A 23,010-nucleotide genomic window follows, 5' to 3' on the forward strand; every position below is an offset into this window, starting at 1 on the left:
CTGACATCCTCGATGATCTCCATCCATTCCAGTAACTGCTCCATATCACCATCTCCGTTTTTATTTCCATTATAACGGATAATGGAGCAGTTTGTTCACATTTTATTTACTCATGCGTTTGTCGTGGGGACTTGACCGGCGGAACTGTAAAAGAGTAAGATGGAAATATATGTCAGGACAGAGAGGGACAGAGCAGCATGACAGATGCTGTACACCAGGAGGGTAAGAGATGAAAGCAGCGGTTTTTCAGGGAAAAGGGAAGATTGTGATCCAGGAGCGGCCGATTCCGGAATTGCGGGATCATGAGGTGCTGATTCGAGTGGCGGCATGTGGTGTCTGTGGAACGGATGTACATATTTATGGAGGAGAAAAAGGTTCCGCAGAAGTCAATCCGCCTGTTGTACTGGGGCATGAGTTCGCGGGAACAGTAGCGGCCGCAGGAAAGGCGGTAACTATGTGGAAAGTCGGAGATAAGGCAGCGGTAGACCCTAATATTTACTGTGGCAAATGTGAGATGTGTCACCGCGGGAAGAAAAATCTCTGCGAGGCGCTGTCCGCGGTGGGTGTGACAAGAGACGGCGGATTTGAAGAATACTGTGTTGTTCCGGAGACGCAGTGCTACAGACTGGAAGAGGGGACCGATCTGCTCTGCGGGGCCATGGCAGAACCGCTGTCATGCTGTCTGCACGGAATGGAAATGGCGGCGGTCAGACCGGGCGACCATGTGTGCATCATTGGCGGCGGAGCCATCGGACTGATTATGCTGCAGCTGGCGAGACTTGCAGGAGCGGCCACTGTCTCCGTAAGCGAGCCGGTAGAAATACGCAGAAAGGTGGCCGGGGAACTGGGGGCCGACTATGTAATTGATCCGCTGAAGGAATCACCGGGAGAAATGTACAGACAAATGCCGGGCGGCGGGGCTGATGTTGTAATTGAATGTGCAGGGGTAAAGGCGGCTGCAAAGCAGGCATTCGAAGCGGCAGGGAAAGGCGGGAAAATTGTGTTTTTCAGTGTGCCTGCTCCGGACGCCCGGATAGAACTGCCATTATTTGAGCTGTATCAGAAGGAGTGGCATATCTGCGGTTCCTTTATCAATCCGGACACCTTTGCCAGAGCAGTTGCCCTGATTAATAACAGGAAGATTCATTTTGAGAAAATAATCACGCATACATATGAGATTCAGGAGCTGGAGCAGGCAATTCTGATGCAGGCAGGAAGAGAGTCGCTGAAAGTAGTCGTGAAAGGATGAGGAAAAGTCTCCGCAGAAATCCCGGACTCAGGAAACGCGAATTCGTATGTATGTATTCCAGGCCTCCCACATATACATGTAACAGTATATGCAGGAGGTTTTTCTATGGAAAATTATGCGATAAATACCTATGACCTGTACAGCGATATCAAAAATCGGACGGGAGGAGAGATATACATAGGAGTGCTGGGACCGGTACGCACCGGCAAATCTACTTTTATCAAGCGATTTATGGAGGAGATGGTGCTCCCCTACATGGAGGATGAACATGCGAAGAACAGAGCGCAGGACGAACTGCCCCAGAGTGCAGGCGGCAAGACAATTACCACAACAGAGCCCAAGTTTATTCCCAACGAGGCTGCCAGCGTGGTGCTGAACGGCGATATCCCCGTTTCCGTACGGCTGATTGACTGCGTGGGCTACATGGTGGAAGGCGCTGCGGGACATATGGAAGAAGACATGGAACGCATGGTGAAGACGCCCTGGTTCGACTATGAGATACCTTTTACTCAGGCAGCGGAAATCGGAACGGATAAAGTCATGAACGACCATTCCACCATAGGACTTGTGGTGACCACGGACGGGAGCTTCGGAGAGATTCCCCGGGGAAATTATCTGGATGCGGAAGAGAAAACGATTCTGGCCCTGAAAAAGCTGCGCAAACCCTTTCTGGTTCTGGTAAACAGTCAGAAGCCTTATTCGGAAGACGCAAAGCGGGTTGCCGCTGAAATTGCGGAAAAATACGGTGTGTCTGCTGTGACAGTGAACTGTGAGCAGCTGAAAAAAGAAGATATTCATATGCTGCTGGAAAATGTACTGTATGAATTCCCCATTGCCTCCATGGAATTCTATATGCCCAAATGGGTTGAGATGCTTGCCGTTGACAATCGGATGAAACAGGATATTATTATGCAGGTGAGAGCCCTGATGCAGGACTACAGCAGCATACGGGATGTATTGAAGAAACCGGTGGAATTATCCAGCGAGTACATAAAACGTTGTAAGACAGATGCAATCAGCCTTTCGGACGGTGTAATCCGTGTGACGCTGGATGTGGAAGAAAGCTATTATTATGAGATGTTGACAGATATGGTGGGAGAGCCTATTGCAGACGAATATCAGCTGATCAGCAAGCTGAAAAATTTTGCCGCCATGAAGCATGAGTACGCAAAAGTTCTGGATGCGGTAAATATGGTGCGCATCAAGGGATATGGTGTGGTGACACCGGATAAGGATGAAATCAGCCTGGAGAAACCGGAATTGATTAAGCATGGCAATAAATTCGGAGTAAAGATAAAGGCCTCCAGTCCATCCATTCATATGATTCGGGCCAATATCGAGACAGAGATTGCTCCCATTGTGGGAACCCAGGAACAGGCAAATGATCTGATCGGCTTCATCAATCAGGCGGATATGGAGAGAGGAATCTGGGATACCAATATATTCGGAAAGACAGTGGAACAGCTGGTGAATGATGGAATCACGGCGAAAGTGGCAGTGATTGGAGAGGAAAGTCAGCTGAAACTTCAGGATACCATGCAGAAGATTGTAAATGACAGCAATGGCGGAATGGTGTGCATTATTATTTAGACCAGTTGCAATTGTTGACCTGTATTGCCGGCGGAACGATTACTGAATGGCAGATAAAAGGGGGATGGCTTTGACAGTCATGCCCCTTTTAGATAAAAAGCCGTAAAAAGTGCTCTCCGGAAAATCTATGGTGCGACAGGATTCGCATCGTAATAGGGGAGGGCATAACCGTATACCGTTAATAACAGGAACCCCGCGATGACAGAACACAGAACAATGGGAGTCCAGGTGAGAATCTGCCTTTTCCACTTTTGGGACAAAGCGGAAAAGAGACGCAGATGAAACAATTTGTCCAGTCCGTGGGTGACATAGTAACACAGAGGGAGCAGAGCCGGCAGGAGATAGCGTCCCTGAGGCTGATAATCCACGGAATAAGAATAAATCAGACTCAGTATAAAAGGCATGAGCATGCAGAAAATCATATTGCCGTGATAGAAAATCCGCAGCCCCTTTCCAGTCTGTTCCAAATCTTTCGTATGTATCGAGGCAGACGACGGTATGAGGGCACACAAAAGAATACCGCAGAAAATAAGCGTTTTATAAAATCGGTACACCCAGATGGAAGTAATGATGTCCATGGCGCCGTAAATGCCGATAAAGCTCAGGGAGGACAGCATCCAGAAGTCGGATTTCCGAAGCATATCCCAGAGAGAAAAGCCCTGGTTCTGCCAGGTCACACGGGTGTCCGGATGGAAGGCCGGCGATGCATAGAGAGCGGCACACGCATCTCTGGTGCGAAGCCCCAGGAAATCTCCTTCATAAAGTATGGCGCTTCGAATAAACCACCAGGAGATTCCCAGCAGTACGAGGACAGAAATAAAGCTGCCTTTGGTGAGAAATCCCCTCAGTTGAAAGTGCAGCTTTCCCCCGGAGGAAGTCACGAAAAATACTGTAAAAAGAAGAATACAGCTTAAGATGTATCCATAGGCATTGTAATAGGACAGCGCACAGAGAATAATGCCCAGGGCCATAATGACGGAGGATGAGCGGGAGAAACTGCTTTTCAGCCCCAGAGTCAGTCCGTAAAGCATGACGGCAATGGACAGCATACAGCAGGAATCCGTATTGACATAGGTGTGTATGAATATACTTTGAGGTAAAAAGGTGGCCAGAAAAGCGAAAATCCATCCAAAACGTCTGTCGCGGAACCATTCTTTGGCAAGAAGCAGAACCAGCCATGCCGTAAGCAGCCCCAGAATCAGATTGACACCCCGGGCTGTATAGAGCAATGCCGTCTGGTCTGCGGTGAACAGCTTTACAAACCACATGGCGTAACCCTGAAACATGTAGGGCAGAATGGGCTGGAATCCGTAGGAAAAACCGTATCCGTTTATCCGGATGGATTCTTCATAACCATTTGGAAGGGTGCCGTGTTCCGCAATATACTGCGGAATAAGATAGCGGTTGTATTCGTCCGGCGGATTTCCGAAGGGCTGTTTTACAAGCAGAGAAAGCCCCGCCGCAAGGTACAGGATAAAATAAAATAAAGTTATGCAGGTAGTAAACTTACTGTGTTTTTTCATAGAATTCAAAACCTTAATCATATCATCAATCTAAAATCGTTTCCTTATCATAACATATTCCCGAATATATGAAAAGCTATTATTGACAAAATATACCGGGGCAGTTAATATGGGGATAAGGGTTGTTTCGGCGCAGATAGCAGAAAGGAGCGGGGAAATGGGGCAGGTATATGCAAAAGTCAGAAAATGTTTTGAAAGTGTCAGACAGAAGACAGATTTTGTACCAAAGGCGGCTATTGTACTGGGTTCCGGTCTGGGAGACTACGCGCAGGAGATTCGTGTGGAATGTGAACTGCCTTACGCAGAGATAACAGATTTTCCCGTTTCGACAGTGCCGGGACATGCGGGGAAGTTTATTTTCGGATATATTGATGAAGTGCCGGTGGCCTGTATGAAAGGCCGGGTACATTATTATGAAGGGTATCCTGTCAGCGATGTTGTACTTCCGGTACGTCTCCTGAAACTGATGGGAGCGGAGATTCTGTTCCTGACCAACGCGGCGGGAGGTGTGAATACTTCCTTTCATGCGGGAGATCTGATGATGCTCAGAGATCACATTTCCGTTTTTGCACCGAATCCTCTGATTGGAGCAAACGAGGAGGAGCTGGGACCGAGATTCCCGGATATGAGTAAAGTATATGATGAAGAACTGCAGATGCTGATTCGCAGAACGGCAAAAGAAAATCACATCTTCCTTCAGGAAGGCGTATATGCACAGCTGACGGGCCCTTCCTATGAGTCGCCGGCCGATATCCGTATGCTGCGTCTGCTGGGATGCGACGCCGTTGGCATGAGTACGGTGGTGGAGGCCATTGCGGCCAACCATATGGGAATGAAAATATGCGGTATTTCCTGTATCAGCAATCTGGCGGCAGGTATGACAGCGAATCCGCTGAGCCATAAAGAGGTACAGGAGGCGGCCGATCTGGCGGCACATGATTTTAAAAAGCTGGTGACAGAGGTTGTAAGACAATTTTGACATACGATGCCGATGAAAAGGGAGCGTTTCGGAGAGGGCGGTTTATGATAATAGATCAACTGAAACTTGAGGAGCTGAGATATGCCGCACTGCAGGCCAGAGAAATGGCATATGCGCCGTATTCTCATTATACGGTAGGGGCGGCGCTTCTGACAAAAAGCGGGAAAATTTATCAGGGTGGAAATATCGAAAATGCTTCTTACGGTGCCGCAAACTGTGCCGAGCGCACGGCAATCTTCAAGGCGGTCAGTGATGGCTGCAGGGAGTTTCATTCCATTGCCATAGCGGGTGGAATGGAGGGCTGTACCCCCACGGATTATGCTTATCCCTGCGGGATCTGCAGGCAGGTAATGCAGGAATTTGCGGGAGAAACGTTTCGAGTGTTTGTAGTGAAATCGGAGACAGATTACAGAGAGATCAGCCTGAAAGAGCTTCTTCCTTACGGATTTGGGGGTGAGTCCATCCGGTGAACATCAGACTATATAATGCACAGATTCTGACAATGGAGAAGAACCGTCCTGTCTTCAGGGGAGAAGTGTGGGTAAAAGGGGGCAGGATTGCCGGCATCCTGGACTGTGGAGCGGAATGTCCCAATGTGGATAATATAACGGTGGAAACGCGCTGGGATCTGGAGCTTGACTGTGAAGAGAATCTGCTGATGCCCGGTTTTAAAGACGCCCACACCCATTCTGCCATGACCTTTCTTCGTTCTTATGCGGATGATGTGCCGCTGCAGCAGTGGCTGAATACAAAAGTATTTCCTCTGGAGGCCAGATTGTCCCGGGAGGATATTTATCATTTGACGAAGCTGGCGGTTCTGGAATATCTCACTTCCGGTATTACTTCTATTTTTGAAATGTATCTGTCTCCGGACGCAGCGGCGGAGGCATGTATCGACATGGGAATGCGCTGCGTTCTCACAAGCGGTCTGAATAATTTTACTTCTTCCATAGAACAGACAGAAACAGAATATCTGAAGTGGAACAGTGAAAGTGAACTGATTCGTTATCGACTGGGATTTCATTCGGAATACACCTGTTCCAGGGAGCTGCTGGAAGGTTTGGCAAAGCTGGCAGGGAAATATCACGAGCCTGTATACACGCATCTGGCGGAGACGGCAGAGGAAGTGGAAGGGTGTAAGAAGCGTTATGGAATGACGCCGGCTGTGTTCCTGGACAGTCTGGGAATGTTTGCGTACGGGGGCGGAGGTTACCACTGTGTGCATATGAGTGAACAGGATATGGACATTTTTGACAGGAGAGGAATGTATGTGGTCACCAATCCGGCATCCAATCTGAAGCTTGCCAGCGGAATAGCACCTGTCGCCGAGTATACAGAGAGAGGGATTCCGGTGGCTGTGGGTACGGACGGTCCTGCCAGCAACAATTGTCTCGATATGTTCCGGGAGATGTTTCTGGTGTCGGGGCTGAGTAAGGTCAGGGAAAAGGACGCGGCCAGTCTGGACGCGGCGGAAGTATTGCATATGGCTACGGTGAACGGCGCAGGGGCCATGGGACTTTCTCAGGCGGATGTGCTTGCAGCCGGCCGGCAGGCTGACCTGATTCTGATAGATCTGCATCAGCCCAATATGCAGCCCGTTCACAATATTCCGAAGAATCTGGTGTACAGCGGCAGTAAGGCCAACATTCGTATGACCATGATAAACGGCAGGATTCTCTACAGGGACGGAAATTTCGATGTGGGAGAAAGCAGGGAGGAGATCTACGAAAGGTGTAATGAGATTGTAAAACGCATTGTCTATGCCTGAGGCGGGGACATTTCCTGTCAGGCTTACAGGCTGCGTTTTATATAAGGAATCGCACAGCGGTTCCTGTGTTCTCTAATCAAATACATAGGAGGGAGTAAAAATGTTAGAGAAACTATTCAAGCTTAAGGAAAACAAGACCACAGTGAGGACGGAGATCATTGCGGGACTTACCACGTTCATGACGATGGCTTATATCATCGCTCTGAACCCCAATCTGCTGACCGGCTTCGGCGCCGAGGGAGCAGATCTGTGGAACGGTGTTTTCATGGCGACCTGTATTGCTTCCGCGATCGGTATGTTTGTGATGGCATTTGCCGCCAACAAACCGTTTGCTATGGCACCCGGCATGGGGCTTAACAGCTTTTTTGCCGTAGTTGTGGCGAATATCGTGAGCATTACAGGAATGACTTACCTGGAATCCTTCCAGGCAGCGCTCTGTATTATCCTGGTAGAAGGTATTGTATTCATTCTGCTGTCCGTACTGAATGTCCGTGAGCAGATTGTGGATGCCATTCCTCTGGGAGTTCGTCTGGGGATTGCACCGGCAATCGGCATGATGCTGATGAATATCGGTATCGGCTCCAATGCAGGCATCTATTCTGAAACAGGCGGACCGTTCTATGCCATGAGAGATTTCTTCGGCTCTCTGACAGCCGGTCTGGCGGAGACTACCATGGGCTCCGGCTATGGACCTATGGTGCTCACAGTTGTCACCATGTTCGTTGGTTTGTTCGTGATTGTGATTCTGGCTCAGAAAAAGGTAAAAGGCGCCGTTATTCTGGGCATGCTGGCTGCCAGCGTGATTTACTGGGCGGGAGATGCCATTTTCCTGGGGAACAATCCCTTTGCTTCCCTGTCCAACGCTTCTTTCCTGCCGCCGGTGAAGGACATGGCTTCCACCACACTGTTTAAATTCAATTTCAGCGGATTTGCTCAGATTGGATGGTTTACCGTGGTGACGCTGATTGTCACATTCTGTATCATTGACATGTTCGACACTATCGGCACTCTGGTAGGTACGGCAAGCCGTGCGGGAATGCTGGATAAGAACGGCAAAATGCCTCAGATGAAGGAAGCTCTGCTGGCGGATGCTGTAGGTACTGTTGTGGGTTCTGCCACAGGTACTTCTACAGTTACGACTTTCGTGGAATCTGCTTCCGGTGTGGAGGCAGGCGGACGGACCGGTCTGACTGCGCTGACCACCGGTATCGTGTTCCTGGCATGTATGTTTATCGCACCTGTCGCGGCTGTTATTCCTGCTGCTGCAACTTCATCGGCGCTGATTTATGTGGGCGTGCTGATGCTTACCGGTCTGAAGAATGTACATTTTGATGATTTGTGCGAGACAGTACCCGTGGCACTGATGCTGATCGCCATGCCTGTATCCGGCTCCATCGGACATGCCATCGGTATCGGCCTGATCACCTATACCATTATTAAGGTGTTCACAGGAAAAGCAAAAGATGTATCTGTACTGACATATGTTCTCTCTGCTGTTTTCCTGATCAAGTTCTTCCTGGTGGCATAGGATGGAATTCAGGGCAGTTTCATTCTGGCCCGGGGAAACGGGCATCAGCATATTGTTGCTGACAGCAGAAGTGAATAGCAACCTTAATTCAGTCGAATAATAAGTAATAATCAGGCGGCAGAATGATTTCCAGGATTTCTGCCGCCTGAACAATGATAATCTGATAAAGGAATTTATATGGAATATTTAATATTTATTTTGACCATGGTGGTATTCGCGGTGGTTATTTTCGGAACGGAGGCAGTGAGGGTCCGGAAGGAAGAGAAGAAATTTATCCGCTCTCTGTATGAAGAGTATGACAAACTTGTGGAAAAGGATTATGCACTTGAGCGGTTTGTCAGAATAGACAGCTATTTTAACAGACATAGACAGGAAGGTCAGCTGGATGACATTACCTGGAATGATCTGGATATGGACGAACTTTTCAAACGAATGAATTATACACTTTCCGCGTCAGGGGAAGAGTATTTATATTATACATTGCGGACTTTAAAGCAGAGTGACGAAGAGCTGGAGCATCTGGAAGAAACTGTGCGTTTCTTTGGGGAGCATCCGGATATCCGCGTTAAAGTACAGCTTGCGGCCAGGCGACTGGGATATACAGGCAAATATTCCCTCTATGATTATCTGGATAATCTGGATTTGCTGGGGGAGCGTTCCAGCAGAAAGAATATTTTCCTGGATTGTCTCTTTCCTGTGCTGATCGGTCTTATGTGGGTCAATTTCTCTGCCGGCGTTATCGGCATTGTTATTTTGACTGTCTACAATATTATATCTTATTTCAGGGAGAAAGCTGAAATTGATCCTTACATCACCAGCTTTTCCTATGTTATGAGACTGCTGCAAAGCTGCGGGGAACTGGAGAAGATCTCCATGCCTGTCTACAGCAGGGAACAGGGACAAATCAGAGAGGCCAGAAAGCAGCTGCAGGGGATGAAGAGAAATTCTTACTGGGTTATGTCACCTTACCGTGGAAATGCCTCCGGTGATATCCTGGCAATTTTCCTGGATTATATTCGAATGATTTTCCATATAGACTTAATTAAATTCAACAGTATGCTTAAGGTTTTGCAGGGACATATCGGAGACGTGGATATTCTGATTGCGTGTATGGGCCGTCTGGAGACTGCCATCGCCATATGGGAGTTCCGGGAATCCCTGAAAAACGGCTGGTGTATCCCTGATTTTGACGAGACAGGCACAGTGGAGATGGAAGAGGGGTATCATCCTCTGCTGGAAGCGCCTGTAAAGAACGGAATCTGCGCAGGAAAGGGGGTACTTCTCACAGGATCGAATGCGTCCGGGAAATCCACTTTCCTGAAGACAATGGCAATCAATGCCATATTTGCGCAGACCATTCATACCTGTACGGCAGACAGATACAGGACTTCAAAGTTCAGAGTGTATTCTTCCATGGCTCTCAGGGATGACATCGGTTCCGGAGAAAGCTATTACATTGTGGAGATTAAAGCGTTAAAAAGAATTCTGGATGCGGCTTTTGCAGAGGAAGGTAAGGTTCTGTGTTTCGTGGACGAGGTGCTGCGGGGGACCAATACCGTGGAGCGGATTGCCGCATCCACACAGATCCTGAAGTCTCTGTGTCATCCCGGCGTACTTTGCTTTGCGGCCACCCATGATATTGAGCTGACAGAGCTGCTGCAGAAGGATTTCGACAATTACCATTTTGAAGAAGATATTCGGGATGGAGATATTTTCTTTAATTACAGGATTAAGGAAGGCAGGGCGACCACGAGAAATGCCATCAGACTGCTGGAGCTGATGGGATATGACCAGGAGGTCATTCGGAAGGCTACTGCTCAGGCGGAACACTTTGTGACAGCAGGTGTCTGGCAGTAAAACGGATGCTGTAAAGCTGCCTGTAAAAAGCATTAGAACGGGTGTGGAGTCTGGAAATTATTGCAAAGGTGGAGGAACAGGGTGTTGACGGAAAATAAGTCAGAAATAACAAAAGAAAAAAAGATTTCACAGAGGGAGTCATTTGTCTGCTTTTTGTTGTCCTGCATTGCGGTTTTTACATTACACTGTAAATTTGAGATTTTTGGCGGTGGATTTCCGGATTCCGCGCTTTTAAACGGACTGAACAAGCTGTATAATACATTTTATGCAACAGAGTTTGCGGATATATTTACGCTCACAGCTGTCTATCTGATGCTTCGTTTTGTGGTTGCCCGTGAGGAGTACAGAGATACAGCTACTATGATTTTCTCGCTGATTTTGTCGGTTACGCTGGTGGTATCCATCAGTTTCCACAAGTTTAATTCTGCGGATTTCCTGTTTGCAAATGTGTATCAGCTGTTGATATCGCTTTTTTGCATAGTGGGGTTCTGGATTATTTTATATGGCATTATCAGATGCGTCTGTTTTCTGTTCGAAAAAGCAGCCGGGAGGAAGAGAAGCGGCTGCAGCCGGCCTTTTCTGGAAAAACATTTTTTCCTGATTGGATTCGCTGTCATCTTTTTGGGCTGGCTGCCCTGGATTGTTATGAATTATCCGGGTTCAGGCTGTCCTGACAGTGTGCTGCAGCTGAGAGAATTTTTCGGAGACGCGGAATGGGGGGCAGGGCATCCGCCTCTTTCCACAGTTATCATGGGAAGTCTGTTCAGCTTTGGGCGTTTTGCTGTAGACGCTAATTTTGGATATTTTCTGTATTGTCTGATGCAGACATGTGCAGGTGCGGCGATTTTTACATTGAGTATGAAGAAGCTGAAGGATATCGGAGTCCCGGCTGTATGGTGTCTGATTGGAATTGCATTTTTTGCCTTTACTCCTTTTTGGGGTACTTACGCTCAATGGGTGGAGAAAGACCTTCTGTATGCGGAGGCGGCAGTGCTGCAGACAGTCTGCATGATGGACATTCTGGTCAGGAGGCAATGCAGTACAAAAAATGCGGTTTTGCTGGCGATTTCCACTCTTTTTGCAGTTTTTCTGAGAAATAACGGGATTTATGCCGTTCTTCCTGCATTGATTCTGCTGGCGGTCTGGTTGAAAGCTGCAGCGCGCAGACGGATAGCGGTGGTTACGCTGAGTGTTGTGCTTTTTTATGAGGGGGCGATGAAGCTGCTGTATCCTGCCCTGGATATTCAGGGACTTTCCGTCATAGAGGCGTTGAGTATTCCGTTCCAGCAGACCGCCAGATATGTCTGTGAGCATTCTGACGAGGTGACGGAAGAGGAGCGGGCGGTAATCGAGGAAGTATTCGGCTATGAATTTATGTTCCATTATGACCCGGTGATATCAGACCCTATTAAGATACATTGCAAAACGGTAGAACTGGGCGAATATTATAAAATATGGTTCAAAATGTTTTTTAAACATCCGGAAACCTATGTGGCGGCATTTATCAATAAGGGTTACGGGTATCTTGCTCCTGTGTCACAGAATATAGAGGCATGGATTCAGACAGATTGCTATCCATACATGGAACAGCTGGGCGTTTACCATGTGTTTGATGAGAAAGTTCCCAATATCCTGGGGCAGATATGGAATCTGAGTCAGGTGCTGCCATTGGTCAGATACTTGTGCACGCCCGGTCTCTATACCTGGATTGTTGTGGTGCTGGCAATGATACTGATGAAATACAGAAAGCGCAGTGCGCTGATATTGTTTGTCCCAAGCCTGATGAATATTCTTGTCTGTCTGGCTTCTCCTCTGGCAGGGGCAATTCGCTATGAACTGCCTGCAGTTGCGTCTGTTCCGATGCTGATCGGATGGGCATACTATTCGATTGTCTGTGACGGTTCAGACCGGATTATTTTGCAGAAGATTTCCGAAGACAAGCCGGAAGCCTTGACGAATCAGGGATAATTCTGCTATACTGAACAGGTACCGTGAGAATAATCGACGGACGTTTATGCAGGTACCGGATGCGTGCAGGCAGGATTTTTGTTTTTTATATAATTTATATGAAGTGAGGACAATGCTATGCTGGTAAGTTTTTTGAATTCTTTCATGTCTTATTTTGTGGTGATGCTTGTGGTAGTGGCAGTGGCGGGTATCGCCACGGCAATCGGAATATCCATGGCCAGGAAAAAGAATAAAAAGGGCGCATAAAAATGCCGAGATCATCGGGGCAGAAGCTGAAGCTGCTGTATATTCTCAGGTTTCTGGAACAAAATACAGATGAACATCACCCCGCCAGTACAGCGGATATCATATCGTGGCTGGCGTCCAATGATATCCCGGCTCAACGCAAGAGCATCTATGATGATATTGAGAAGCTGTGTGAGTTTGGGTATGATATTATACAGGTACAGAACAGGCTGGGCGGCGGTTATTATATGGCCGGCAGAGAGTTTGAACTGGCAGAACTGAAGCTGCTTGTGGATGCGGTTCAGTCTTCCAGATTCATCACCACCAGGAAATCCCGCAGCCTGATTAAGAAGCTGGAGCAGATGGCCGGAAAGCATGATGCCGGAAAGCTGCAGCGTCAGGTGTATGTGGCAGGGCGTATTAAAACGGAAAATGAGAGCATTTATTACAGTATCGACACCATACACAGAGCGATTCAGGGAAATCGTCAGATTTCGTTTCAATATCTGGACTGGAATCTGGAGAAAGAGCTGGCGCCCAGAGCAAACAGTGAGAAAAGGGTGAGCCCCTGGGCCTTGATCTGGCAGGATGAGAATTACTATCTGGCGGCATATGACAGCAGCGACGAGGTCATGAAGCATTATCGTGTGGACAAGATGGGCGGTGTGGAGGTTCGCACAGAAGCCAGGCAGGGAGTGGAACAGTTTGCGAAAGTGGATTTGGCGGCTTATACCAATCAGATTTTCGGCATGTACGGCGGGGAAGAGGAGATTGTGACCATACAGTTTCCCAATCGGCTGATCGGTGTGGTGCTGGATCGTTTCGGGAGAGAGGCAGATATCCGCAGAATGCCGGAGAATGTCTTCCGGATTCGCGTGAGAGTTATGGTTAGCGGGCAGTTTTTCGGCTGGCTGACAGGAATCGGCCGGGATGCCGTTATTGTAAAACCTTCTTCTGTCAGAGAACAATACAGACAGTGGCTGACAGACATTGCGAAGACAATGGATGAGAATTGTCAATAGAAAGATATCCTAAAAACAGGGTATCTTTTTTGTACAAGTTTTCAGGAAGTGCGCATTGACAATTCTGCTTATCTTTTTTATACTGTTAGGTATCCACCACTAGATATTGGATAAAAACAGGATATGGCACAATATTTTGTATGCAATAGACAGGGAATGTGGTTAAGGGGAACGGAGACAGAAGTAGACCTGTATCAGTATTTTCAGAAGGGATTTGAGAAAATGGCAAGTAATTTTGAACAGTCGGTCAGAGAAAAGGTCAACTACGGAGAAGAATACAGACCTGAGAAGGAAGTGCGCGTCATTAAAAAGGACGGAAGCAGAGAATTTTTCAATGTACAGAAGGTAATAGACGCTGTAGCCAAAAGTGCATACAGGGCTTTGACCAAATTTACAGTGGAAGAAGAATGCCGAATCTGCCAGGATGTAATTGACAAGGTTAACGAACTGAACCTGGAGGAAGTTCCCATTCCTGTGATGCATAATATTGTGGAGAGCGCCTTGGAACAGGTGAAGCCCGTGGTGGCGAAAAGTTACCGGGACTACCGCAACTACAAGCAGGATTTTGTGCGGATGCTGGATGACGTATACAAGAAGAGCCAGTCTATCATGTATATCGGCGATAAGGAGAATGCGAATACAGATTCTGCGCTGGTGGCCACGAAGAGAAGTCTGGTTTTTAATCAGCTGAATAAGGAACTGTATCAGAAATTTTTTATGACCACAGAGGAAATCCAGGCCTGTCGGGATGGGTATATCTATGTTCATGATATGTCAGCCAGAAGAGATACCATGAACTGTTGTCTTTTTGATGTGCAGAATGTGCTGAACGGCGGTTTTGAGATGGGAAATGTATGGTATAACGAACCTAAATCTCTGGATGTGGCTTTTGACGTCATCGGAGATATCGTGCTCAGCGCGGCCAGCCAGCAATATGGCGGTTTTACCGTTCCCAGTGTGGATTTGATTCTGGAGCCTTATGCCGAGAAGTCTTACCAGCGTTATATTGAAAAATATTTCAGGCTGGGCATTGACAGAGAGAAGGCAGAGGCGGAAGCGTATGAGGATGTAGTGCGGGAATATGAACAGGGCTTTCAGGGCTGGGAATATAAGTTTAACACAGTGGGAAGCAGCCGGGGAGACTATCCTTTTATTACCGTGACTGCCGGTACCGGCACAGGGAGATTTGCCAGACTTGCAACGATTACCATGCTGCAGGTGCGTAAGGGCGGCCAGGGGAAAAAAGAGCATAAGAAACCCGTGCTGTTTCCGAAGATTGTGTTTTTATATGACGAGAATCTGCATGGTCCCGGAAAGCCGCTGGAGGATGTATTTGAAATGGGGGTGGAGTGTTCGGCGAAAACCATGTATCCTGACTGGCTGAGTCTGACAGGGAAAGGATATGTGGCAGGCATGTACAGGCAGTATGGCCGCATTGTGTCTCCCATGGGGTGCAGAGCGTTCCTGTCTCCCTGGTATGAGAGAGGTGGCATGCATCCGGCAGATGAACAGGACAAGCCTGTATTTGTAGGCCGGTTTAATATCGGAGCTGTATCTCTGCATCTGCCCATGATACTGGCAAAGGCCAGAAAGGAGAGCCGCGACTTCTATGAAGTGCTGGATTACTATCTGAATCTGATTCGTCAGCTTCATATCCGCACGTATGCATATCTGGGAGAAATGCGTGCCTCTACCAATCCGCTGGCCTACTGCGAAGGCGGGTTCCTGGGAGGAAATCTGAAGCTTACAGATAAAATCAAGCCGCTTTTAAAATCTGCCACAGCCAGTTTCGGCATTACTGCGCTGAACGAACTGCAGGAGCTTTATAATGGGAAATCTCTGGTTGAGGATGGTCAGTTTGCCCTTGAGGTGCTGGAGTATATTAACAAGCGTATCAATGAGTTCAAGGAAGCGGACGGCAATCTCTATGCTATTTATGGTACGCCTGCGGAGAATCTCTGCGGTCTGCAGGTAAAGCAGTTTCGCAATAAATATGGTATTATCGAGGGAGTATCCGACAGAGAATATGTAAGCAACAGTTTTCATTGTCATGTGGCGGAGGATATCACGCCGATTCAGAAACAGGATTTGGAGAATCGCTTCTGGGATCTGAGCAATGGCGGTAAAATACAGTATGTGAAATACCCTATTGACTACAACATTGAGGCAGTCAGAACTCTCATTCGCCGGGCTATGGAACTGGGCTTTTATGAAGGCGTAAATCTCTCGCTTGCTTATTGTGACGACTGTGGACATCAGGAGCTGGAGATGGATGTCTGTCCCAAATGCGGAAGCCGTAATCTGACGAAAATAGACCGTATGAACGGCTACCTTTCCTATTCCCGTGTTCATGGAGATACCAGGCTGAACGAGGCTAAAATGGCTGAGATTGCAGAAAGGAAAAGCATGTAATGCGATATCATAATATAACCACGGACGATATGCTTAACGGGGACGGGCTGAGGGTGGTGCTGTGGGTGGCGGGCTGTGAACATTGCTGCAAAGGATGTCAGAACCCTGTCACATGGGATCCGGACGGGGGGCTTGCCTTTGACGAGGCGGCAAAAGGGGAAATTTTTGAGGAGCTGGATAAAAGCTATATCTCCGGAATTACCTTTTCCGGCGGGGATCCGCTGCATCCGGCCAACAGTCTGGATGTGAGAGCGCTGATGGCGGAAATCAAATCCCGTTATCCCGACAAAACCATCTGGCTCTACACCGGAGACAGCTGGGAAAATATCTGCCATCTGGCTATGATGCAATATATTGATGTGCTGGTGGACGGAGAATTTCATCTGGAAGAGAGGGATACAAAGCTTCTGTGGAAGGGAAGTGCCAATCAGAGGGTAATCGATGTGCAGAAGTCACTTCAACAGCAGGATGGTTCTGCTCCGGTGCTGCATTGCGGTGATTACGCACAATATTACAGGAAGACAGAACATCCGGACAAGGTATGCGGATGCTGCGATTGATGGAAGAGCTGAGACAGAAGCGGCAGAAAAGCGGTTTTGTGTGAATCATATGATACAGGCCGGAACGAAGAATTGTCGAGAAAGAAAATGAGGAGATATATGAAGCGAATTGCACAGTTTTTTAAGGTAAGCCCGCATAATTTTGCCAGTGCGGTGCGGGAAGACTTTCCACGGTATTCAGATGCGGAGATTCGGGAAATATATGAACAATTGATGCTTCCCAGACGGGCCACCAGAGGAAGTGCAGGATATGACTTTTTTGCTCCATTTTCTTTTTCGCTGACGCCGGGTGAAACGATAAAGATACCCACGGGAATCCGTGTCAGAATTGAGGAGGAATGGGTTTTAAAACTGTATCCCAGAAGCGGTCTTGGCTTTAAATATCGCCTGCAGATGAATAACACAGTGGGAATTATTGACAGTGATTACTATTATTCCGACAATGAAGGTCATATCTTTATTAAAATGACCAATGATACCAATGAAGGAAAGACATTGGAGATAGCCCGCGGAACCGGGTTTGCCCAGGGAATTTTCATTGAATACGGCATTACTGTGGACGACGGGGCCGACGGTGTGCGAAACGGAGGACTGGGAAGTACTACAATTCAGGAAAAGAGGGAATGAGTGACATCCGGCTTACAGGCCGGGAGAAACAGATAACGGTGTATCGCATAAAAACTCCTGATCTGGTCATGATAAGCGTAAAAGAGCTGCAGAATCATGGCTGAAAAGGAGTTTTTATGTTGGAGAGAGATAATGTTGCAAAGGGTAGAATTGCAGGGTCCCTGCAGGTTGATATGACATACCTGAACAGCAGGCTGGATGTGGATAAAAATTTTGATATCATTTATCGAGTAATCCATATCGGCGGGAAGGAAGCATGTATGTATCTGATAGACGGTTTCTGTAAGGATGACCTGGTACAGAAACTTCTGCAGTATTTCATGGATCTGACCCCGGACAAAATGCCGGAAGACATGCATGCCCTGTCAAAGCAGTTCACCCCTTATGTGGAGGTGGACATAGAAGACAAATGGGATGTTTTGATACAGTCTCTGCTTTCCGGAATGTTTATATTGCTTCTGGAAGGCTATAAGAAGGCGCTTCTGATTGATTCCAGAACCTACCCGTCCAGAGGCGTGGAAGAACCTGAAAAGGATAAGACTCTTCGGGGCTCCAAGGATGGGTTTGTGGAGACACTTGTCTCTAATACCGCTCTGATTCGCCGCAGGATCAGAAGCACTGATCTGCATATGGAGATGATGAGCGCCGGGGAAAGTTCCCGGACGGATATTGCATTGTGCTACATGAAGAAGCGTGTGAGCCAGGACTTTTTACAGGAAATTCGGGAGAAAATCCGAAATATTAAGGCAGATTCCCTTACCATGAACCAGGAGTCTCTGGCAGAATGTCTCTATCAGAGAAAATGGTATAACCCCTTTCCGAAATTCAAATACACAGAGCGGCCTGATGCTGCAGCAGCACAGGTATTGGAAGGCAATATTGTCATTCTGGTGGACAATTCGCCTTCTGCAATGATTCTGCCCACAACGATTTTTGATGTGATAGAGGAAGCGGACGACTATTATTTTCCGCCCGTCACAGGAACTTATCTGCGGATTACCAGGTTTCTGATAACCCTTCTGACTTACCTGGTGACACCGACGTTCCTGCTTTTGATCAACAATGACAAGTGGATACCGGAAAGCTTTTCCTTTATTATGTTAAAGGAAGAACCCAATCTGCCGCTGATCTGGCAGTTCCTGGTATTGGAACTGGCCATAGACGGCCTGAAGCTTGCCGCCATCAATACGCCCAATATGCTCAGCACACCGCTGAGTGTCATGGCGGCGCTGGTGCTGGGAGAATTCTCCGTAAACAGCGGGTGGTTCAGCTCCGAGGTTATGCTTTATATGGCCTTTGTGGCCATAGCCAATTACACACAGTCCAACTATGAACTGGGATATGCGTTGAAATTTCTGCGTATTATCACATTGCTTCTGACACAGTGGTTTAATGTATGGGGATATGTCGGAGGTATCCTGCTGTCTGTGCTGTCTGTGTGCTGCAACCGCACCGTATCCCGAAAGAGTTATATTTATCCGCTGATTCCCTTTGACTGGAAGGCTCTGAAAAACCGGCTGATTCGAAGGCGGCTTCCGGGGGCTGTGCAGGCAGGAGGGGCGGAGACGGACAGGCGCGGTTAAGTCACAAAAGGGGGGCTTCTGCGAAGGCATTTTCTCTAAAGCAGAGGGACGTCGGAGAAGGGGTGGGAGGTTCTTTTCTCGGCAGGGGTAACGCGCCGATGAACTAACTGCCAACAGAAACTAAGGAGCGAAAGTACCGCCCCTAAGTTTCAGTAGGCAGTGGATTTCATCTCTGCTAAGGGCACCCCTTTGGCGCTGTCGAAAAGAGCCTCCCACCCCTTCTCCGCCTGTCTTTCTGCATGGTTTCGAGGGGTAATAGTGCAGACCAGCTTAGGAGAGCAGATGGTTAAAATTTTACAAACCATGCTTGTTGTGCTATAGTCGGACCAAAACGTTTAGTCCATATCTGCCCCAGGCCAGTGTAACCTGCAAGAAACAGGCAGAGGAGGCCGGGGGCTCTTTCCGACAGCGCTGAGGGGTGCTCTTAGCAGAGGTAAAATCCAGCTTCTACGCAGCCTTAAGCGCGGTACTTTCGCGCTTTAGTCGAAGTTGAGGCTTAGTTTACCGGCGCGTTACCAAAGCCCCCCCGGCCTCCTCTGCCGTCCCTTTGCTTTAAACTTGCCTGGCCGCGGCAGGCAGCCCCCCCGGTAAGTCTCTGCAGGTTTGCGGCAGAGCCCCTGTCGGTACTTGCAGGGAACATTGTTTCAGGCCCTTTAAAGGCCCTTGCAGGTGTGGACCCTTGCGTATAAATGTAAATTTTGCGGTACCCGGAAACAGCGCAAAGAATATATCGGTCCTGCGAAAGGCATTTGACATACCTGACATTTTGTAATATACTTCGAAACAGGCTGACAAATAGAGAAACGCCGTGCAGTATACTGCATGGTGACTGTGTACAGGAGGATGTAAAAGTATGTATAAAATCATTACAGACAGCACCACCGATCTGCCGGCAGAATATTTCAGGGAACATAATGTGGGATGTATTCCTATCAGCTATATCCTTGACGGAGTTACCTATGGGGGAGAGAAAGAACTGGACTGGAAAGAATTCTATGCCATGATGAGAAATGAAGGCAAAATGCCCACCACTTCTCAGATTAATCCTGCGGAAGCGAAGACTTTTCTGGAAAAATGTGCAGAGAAAGACCAGGAAATTCTTTATCTGGCCTTTTCGTCCGGATTGAGCGGAACCTGCGGCAATATACGGATGGCGGCTGCAGAGATCATGGAGGAACATCCGGATGTAAAAATAATGGTAGTGGACAGTCTGGGAGCGTCTATGGGAGAGGGACTGTTTGTGCATAAGGCAGTAAAAATGCGGGATGCCGGAAAAACCATGGAGGAGACTGCGGAATGGCTTACAGCGCATGTGCAGAACTTTGTTCATGTATTTACTGTGGATGACCTGTTTCATCTCTATCGCGGCGGGCGGGTCAGCAGGACAGCTGCCGTTTTGGGAACTATGATTTCTATTAAGCCGAAACTTCATGTAGACAGTGAAGGCCATCTGATACTGATTGGGAAGGTCCGCGGACGGAAAAAGTCTCTCAGCGCTCTGGTGGATTATATGGAGGAGAAAATGGGAGCCTGGGCGGAGGAGAACAGGGAAGACTATGTGTTTATCAGCCACGGAGATGCCCTGGAGGATGCCGAGTATGTGAGAGATCTCGTCAGAGAGAAATTCGGCATTCAGCATTTTATCATTAATCATATCGGCCCCACCATCGGTGCCCATTCCGGCCCGGGCACAATCGCCCTGTTTTTTATGGGAGAATCCAGATGAGGAAGCAGAGCAGCAAAGTTGTCTTTTGCTGCTCTGTTTTGCCACATGGCAAAAGTATAGTCTGAGATACAAATTTTGTCTGTCGGAGTGATACAGTGCCTTCTTGAATTTATTATGTTGTCCGCAGTTATCGGCTGCACAGTTTTCCTGTTTTGTCATATGATATCTTAAAATGAGAAAAAGTGCAGGAAAGGAATCGAAATGCACGAACATTTTAAGGATAACGATTGCGATAAATTTCCGGTAGCGATGGCTTATGTACCATGGCAGGAGTTCAATGGAATGTATGACGATTTAGAGAAAGCTTACTGTGCGGGAACAATCTTCCCTGAGCTGGATAAACCTTTCACGGGAAGGAGATGTGTATCATGAGAGAGAAGGAGCAGATGTTGAGAGATATCGGGATGGCAGATTTTGTGCTGATTGAATTGGCTTTGTTTCTGGATACCCATCCCCATGACCGCAGGGCCATGGAATATTTTAACCATTACAACAGAATTAAGGGACAGATGGAAAAGGAATTTTCTCAGAAATATTTCCCTCTGAATTTAAGACTCACGGATTGCGGCAAAGAATGGAGATGGGGAGAGGCGCCCCTGCCCTGGGAAGGAGAGTGTGTGTAAATGTGGAGTTATGAAAAAAGACTGGAATTCCCTGTAAATATCAAGGAACCCAATGCCATGTTGGCGCAGGCAATTATTTCCCAGTATGGCGGACCGGACGGAGAGATGGGGGCCAGTATGCGTTATCTGTCTCAGCGTTATTCCATGCCTTACCGTGAAGTGGCAGGGCTTTTGACGGACATCGGTACTGAGGAGCTGGCTCATCTGGAGATAGTGGCAACTATCGTGCATCAGCTTACTCGAAATCTGTCCATGGAAGAAATCGAAAAGTGTGGTTTTGCAAATTATTATGTTGACCATACGGTTGGTGTATGGCCTCAGGCAGCTTCCGGATTCCCTTTCACTGCTGCACAATTCCAGGTGACAGGCGACCCGATTACGGATTTGATGGAAGATATGGCGGCAGAGCAGAAGGCCAGAACTACTTATGACAATATCCTGCGCCTGATAAAGGAGCCGGATGTGTGCGAGCCCATCAAGTTCCTGCGTATGCGGGAGATTGTGCATTTCCAGCGGTTCGGCGAAGCGAAGCGTGCGAAGTTAAGTGGATTTTGGGGATATTTTGAGTCTGGGATACATTGAAACACCGGGCGGTATATGGTATAATAAAAACCAGCCCCCGAAATTCCTTGTAAAATCAAGGCTTTTCGGGGGCTTTGTTGCAAATATGTTGCATTGAACTATTGAATTGAACACCTAAATTGAAATCAGTTCAACAGTTGCCCGCAGTTCTTCTATTGTCTTGTGGTTATATACCCGGTTGCCCGTATCTTTGGAAGTATGCCCCATAAGTAAATCAATGCAGCGGCGATTTCCCCCGGCAGCGTCAAGCAAAGTTTCAAAGGTGTGGCGGCACTCATGCGGGGTGTGCTGCATTTCCAGCTTCCCCATGATTTCAGCCCATATTGCCCGGTAAGCGGTGGTTGAAATTGGCTTGCCGTTTTGAGCAATCAGCCGGGACGGGTTGCTGGCAAGGCGGGCTTCTACAAATCCCCTGATTTTGGTGTGGATGGGAACAATGCGCCCTTTCCCGGCTTTCGTCTTTGTGCCACCTTTCATAGTTCCGGCTTCAAGGTCAATATCTTCCGGGCGTAACGCCAACAGTTCAGAGATACGCCAACCGGAATAGATGAAGATCAGCACAGTATCAACCCATTCTTCCGCTTGATGTTCCCATAACCGGGCAATTTCTTCATTGGTGAACGGTAGGCGGCTTGTGGGCGGGATCGGTTCAGAGGTAAGCAGATCAGAATAGCGGAAGGATGATATATCCAATTCAAGGGCGAATTTGTCTAAATGCCCCCAAAGGTTTTTGATTGCGCCTTGTGTGGAATACCCCTTGCCACAGCCATCAATAGTATCTTGCATATGATAAAGTTTAATCTGTCTGTATGGCAGCCCGCCCAATGGGACGCAGTATTTGAAGGCTGATTTCAAGGAACTTTGGTTTGACTTCCCCAATTTTGGGGCTTTCTTCTCTTGCCAAAGGTCGAATAGCTCTTGAAGGGTAATTTTCGCCTTGTCAATATCCCACGGGTTAGCGTTGTATGCCGCCAACATTGCAAGCCCTTCTTCTCGGCTTGCCGCATAGCCGATAATGGCACAGCCCCCGCTTTCGTCTGTTTTCCGTACAATGTACGGGCGGCGGCGTTTCCCTGATAATTTGCTGATTGATCCGTATTTGTTGGGTAGCTTCATTGTACCGTCCTTTCTTGACTTCTGAACCAAAGAACGGTATAATAACAATAGCCATTCAATGATTCTTTGATC

Annotated in this window: 20 protein-coding genes; 18 read left to right on the forward strand and 2 right to left on the reverse strand. The window is 47.9% G+C overall.

The annotated features are described in order from the left end of the window. Positions 1 to 229 precede the first annotated feature (229 nt). Both NSB25_RS26115 and spoIVA read left to right on the forward strand, forming a co-directional pair. Positions 230 to 1,249 (forward strand): zinc-dependent alcohol dehydrogenase family protein, encoded by a 1,020-nt coding sequence (locus NSB25_RS26115; protein WP_103242196.1) that lies wholly within the window; start codon positions 230 to 232, stop codon positions 1,247 to 1,249. 120 nt (positions 1,250 to 1,369) lie between these two features. Next, complete coding sequence (spoIVA, locus tag NSB25_RS26120; protein ID WP_103242220.1) at positions 1,370 to 2,839, forward strand: stage IV sporulation protein A; 1,470 nt, start codon at positions 1,370 to 1,372, stop codon at positions 2,837 to 2,839. A gap of 125 nt (positions 2,840 to 2,964) precedes the next feature. Here the strand turns inward: spoIVA and NSB25_RS26125 are convergent, their stop codons facing one another. Continuing rightward, positions 2,965 to 4,362, reverse strand: a complete 1,398-nt coding sequence (locus NSB25_RS26125; RefSeq protein ID WP_146040187.1) for a hypothetical protein — start codon at positions 4,360 to 4,362, stop codon at positions 2,965 to 2,967. 157 nt (positions 4,363 to 4,519) lie between these two features. On the opposite strand from NSB25_RS26125, the gene NSB25_RS26130 reads away from it, so the two are divergent. The 16 genes from NSB25_RS26130 (at position 4,520) to NSB25_RS26205 (ending at position 21,822) form a co-directional block, all read left to right on the forward strand. Further along, positions 4,520 to 5,341 (forward strand): purine-nucleoside phosphorylase, encoded by an 822-nt coding sequence (locus NSB25_RS26130; RefSeq protein ID WP_103242198.1) that lies wholly within the window; start codon positions 4,520 to 4,522, stop codon positions 5,339 to 5,341. A 44-nt stretch (positions 5,342 to 5,385) separates the two neighbouring features. Further along, positions 5,386 to 5,811 carry a cytidine deaminase gene (locus tag NSB25_RS26135; RefSeq protein ID WP_103242221.1) on the forward strand — a complete coding sequence of 142 codons (426 nt, stop codon included), beginning with the start codon at positions 5,386 to 5,388 and terminating at the stop codon, positions 5,809 to 5,811. Further along, entirely contained in the window at positions 5,808 to 7,109 is a 1,302-nt protein-coding gene (locus NSB25_RS26140; RefSeq protein ID WP_103242199.1) for an amidohydrolase, read from the forward strand. The genes NSB25_RS26135 and NSB25_RS26140 overlap by 4 nt, the downstream gene beginning before the upstream one ends. A 100-nt stretch (positions 7,110 to 7,209) precedes the next feature. Further along, complete coding sequence (locus NSB25_RS26145) at positions 7,210 to 8,637, forward strand: NCS2 family permease (RefSeq protein WP_103242200.1); 1,428 nt, start codon at positions 7,210 to 7,212, stop codon at positions 8,635 to 8,637. Between the two features lie 177 nt (positions 8,638 to 8,814). Further along, on the forward strand, positions 8,815 to 10,494 hold the full coding sequence (locus NSB25_RS26150; RefSeq protein ID WP_103242201.1) for a MutS-related protein: 1,680 nt from the start codon (positions 8,815 to 8,817) through the stop codon (positions 10,492 to 10,494). Between the two features lie 84 nt (positions 10,495 to 10,578). After that, on the forward strand, positions 10,579 to 12,462 hold the full coding sequence (locus NSB25_RS26155) for a DUF6020 family protein (protein WP_103242202.1): 1,884 nt from the start codon (positions 10,579 to 10,581) through the stop codon (positions 12,460 to 12,462). A 117-nt stretch (positions 12,463 to 12,579) separates the two neighbouring features. After that, entirely contained in the window at positions 12,580 to 12,708 is a 129-nt protein-coding gene (locus NSB25_RS26160; RefSeq protein ID WP_257479339.1) for a hypothetical protein, read from the forward strand. A gap of 2 nt (positions 12,709 to 12,710) precedes the next feature. Continuing rightward, positions 12,711 to 13,709, forward strand: coding sequence for a helix-turn-helix transcriptional regulator (locus tag NSB25_RS26165; protein ID WP_103242203.1), 999 nt, complete (start codon positions 12,711 to 12,713; stop codon positions 13,707 to 13,709). Positions 13,710 to 13,931: 222 nt separating this feature from the next. After that, positions 13,932 to 16,121 carry an anaerobic ribonucleoside-triphosphate reductase gene (nrdD, locus tag NSB25_RS26170; RefSeq protein WP_103242222.1) on the forward strand — a complete coding sequence of 730 codons (2,190 nt, stop codon included), beginning with the start codon at positions 13,932 to 13,934 and terminating at the stop codon, positions 16,119 to 16,121. Then, on the forward strand, positions 16,121 to 16,681 hold the full coding sequence (gene nrdG, locus NSB25_RS26175) for an anaerobic ribonucleoside-triphosphate reductase activating protein (protein WP_103242204.1): 561 nt from the start codon (positions 16,121 to 16,123) through the stop codon (positions 16,679 to 16,681). Before nrdD ends, nrdG begins: the two co-directional genes overlap by 1 nt. A 99-nt stretch (positions 16,682 to 16,780) precedes the next feature. Next, complete coding sequence (locus tag NSB25_RS26180) at positions 16,781 to 17,308, forward strand: dCTP deaminase/dUTPase family protein (protein ID WP_103242223.1); 528 nt, start codon at positions 16,781 to 16,783, stop codon at positions 17,306 to 17,308. 116 nt (positions 17,309 to 17,424) lie between these two features. Further along, positions 17,425 to 18,891 (forward strand): spore germination protein, encoded by a 1,467-nt coding sequence (locus tag NSB25_RS26185; protein WP_103242205.1) that lies wholly within the window; start codon positions 17,425 to 17,427, stop codon positions 18,889 to 18,891. An 853-nt stretch (positions 18,892 to 19,744) separates the two neighbouring features. Then, the gene (locus NSB25_RS26190; protein WP_103242206.1) at positions 19,745 to 20,617 is read left to right on the forward strand and encodes a DegV family protein; all 873 of its coding nucleotides are present in this window, start codon (positions 19,745 to 19,747) and stop codon (positions 20,615 to 20,617) included. Between the two features lie 201 nt (positions 20,618 to 20,818). Further along, complete coding sequence (locus NSB25_RS26195; protein ID WP_103242207.1) at positions 20,819 to 20,989, forward strand: spore coat associated protein CotJA; 171 nt, start codon at positions 20,819 to 20,821, stop codon at positions 20,987 to 20,989. Further along, on the forward strand, positions 20,986 to 21,240 hold the full coding sequence (locus NSB25_RS26200; RefSeq protein WP_242982614.1) for a spore coat protein CotJB: 255 nt from the start codon (positions 20,986 to 20,988) through the stop codon (positions 21,238 to 21,240). The genes NSB25_RS26195 and NSB25_RS26200 overlap by 4 nt, the downstream gene beginning before the upstream one ends. Beyond that, a complete protein-coding gene (locus tag NSB25_RS26205) occupies positions 21,241 to 21,822 on the forward strand; it encodes a manganese catalase family protein (protein ID WP_103242209.1) in 582 nt (193 codons plus the stop codon). A gap of 114 nt (positions 21,823 to 21,936) precedes the next feature. Here the strand turns inward: NSB25_RS26205 and NSB25_RS26210 are convergent, their stop codons facing one another. Next, positions 21,937 to 22,938, reverse strand: coding sequence for a tyrosine-type recombinase/integrase (locus tag NSB25_RS26210; RefSeq protein WP_103242210.1), 1,002 nt, complete (start codon positions 22,936 to 22,938; stop codon positions 21,937 to 21,939). Positions 22,939 to 23,010 lie beyond the last annotated feature (72 nt).

It is taken from the genome of Acetatifactor muris (genome assembly GCF_024623325.1).
GTDB classification, from domain to species: Bacteria; Bacillota; Clostridia; order Lachnospirales; family Lachnospiraceae; genus Acetatifactor; species Acetatifactor muris.

Bases quoted from the DNA above. Each gene is read 5' to 3' on its own strand.
- NSB25_RS26115 (WP_103242196.1), top strand. From the start codon at position 230: ATGAAAGCAGCGGTTTTTCAGGGAAAAGGGAAGATTGTGATCCAGGAG.
- NSB25_RS26125 (WP_146040187.1), bottom strand. From the start codon at position 4,362: ATGAAAAAACACAGTAAGTTTACTACCTGCATAACTTTATTTTATTTT.
- NSB25_RS26130 (WP_103242198.1), top strand. From the start codon at position 4,520: ATGGGGCAGGTATATGCAAAAGTCAGAAAATGTTTTGAAAGTGTCAGA.
- NSB25_RS26135 (WP_103242221.1), top strand. From the start codon at position 5,386: ATGATAATAGATCAACTGAAACTTGAGGAGCTGAGATATGCCGCACTG.
- NSB25_RS26145 (WP_103242200.1), top strand. From the start codon at position 7,210: ATGTTAGAGAAACTATTCAAGCTTAAGGAAAACAAGACCACAGTGAGG.
- NSB25_RS26150 (WP_103242201.1), top strand. From the start codon at position 8,815: ATGGAATATTTAATATTTATTTTGACCATGGTGGTATTCGCGGTGGTT.
- NSB25_RS26160 (WP_257479339.1), top strand. From the start codon at position 12,580: ATGCTGGTAAGTTTTTTGAATTCTTTCATGTCTTATTTTGTGGTGATG.
- NSB25_RS26165 (WP_103242203.1), top strand. From the start codon at position 12,711: ATGCCGAGATCATCGGGGCAGAAGCTGAAGCTGCTGTATATTCTCAGG.
- nrdD (WP_103242222.1), top strand. From the start codon at position 13,932: ATGGCAAGTAATTTTGAACAGTCGGTCAGAGAAAAGGTCAACTACGGA.
- nrdG (WP_103242204.1), top strand. From the start codon at position 16,121: ATGCGATATCATAATATAACCACGGACGATATGCTTAACGGGGACGGG.
- NSB25_RS26180 (WP_103242223.1), top strand. From the start codon at position 16,781: ATGAAGCGAATTGCACAGTTTTTTAAGGTAAGCCCGCATAATTTTGCC.
- NSB25_RS26185 (WP_103242205.1), top strand. From the start codon at position 17,425: ATGTTGGAGAGAGATAATGTTGCAAAGGGTAGAATTGCAGGGTCCCTG.
- NSB25_RS26190 (WP_103242206.1), top strand. From the start codon at position 19,745: ATGTATAAAATCATTACAGACAGCACCACCGATCTGCCGGCAGAATAT.
- NSB25_RS26195 (WP_103242207.1), top strand. From the start codon at position 20,819: ATGCACGAACATTTTAAGGATAACGATTGCGATAAATTTCCGGTAGCG.
- NSB25_RS26200 (WP_242982614.1), top strand. From the start codon at position 20,986: ATGAGAGAGAAGGAGCAGATGTTGAGAGATATCGGGATGGCAGATTTT.
- NSB25_RS26205 (WP_103242209.1), top strand. From the start codon at position 21,241: ATGTGGAGTTATGAAAAAAGACTGGAATTCCCTGTAAATATCAAGGAA.
- NSB25_RS26210 (WP_103242210.1), bottom strand. From the start codon at position 22,938: ATGAAGCTACCCAACAAATACGGATCAATCAGCAAATTATCAGGGAAA.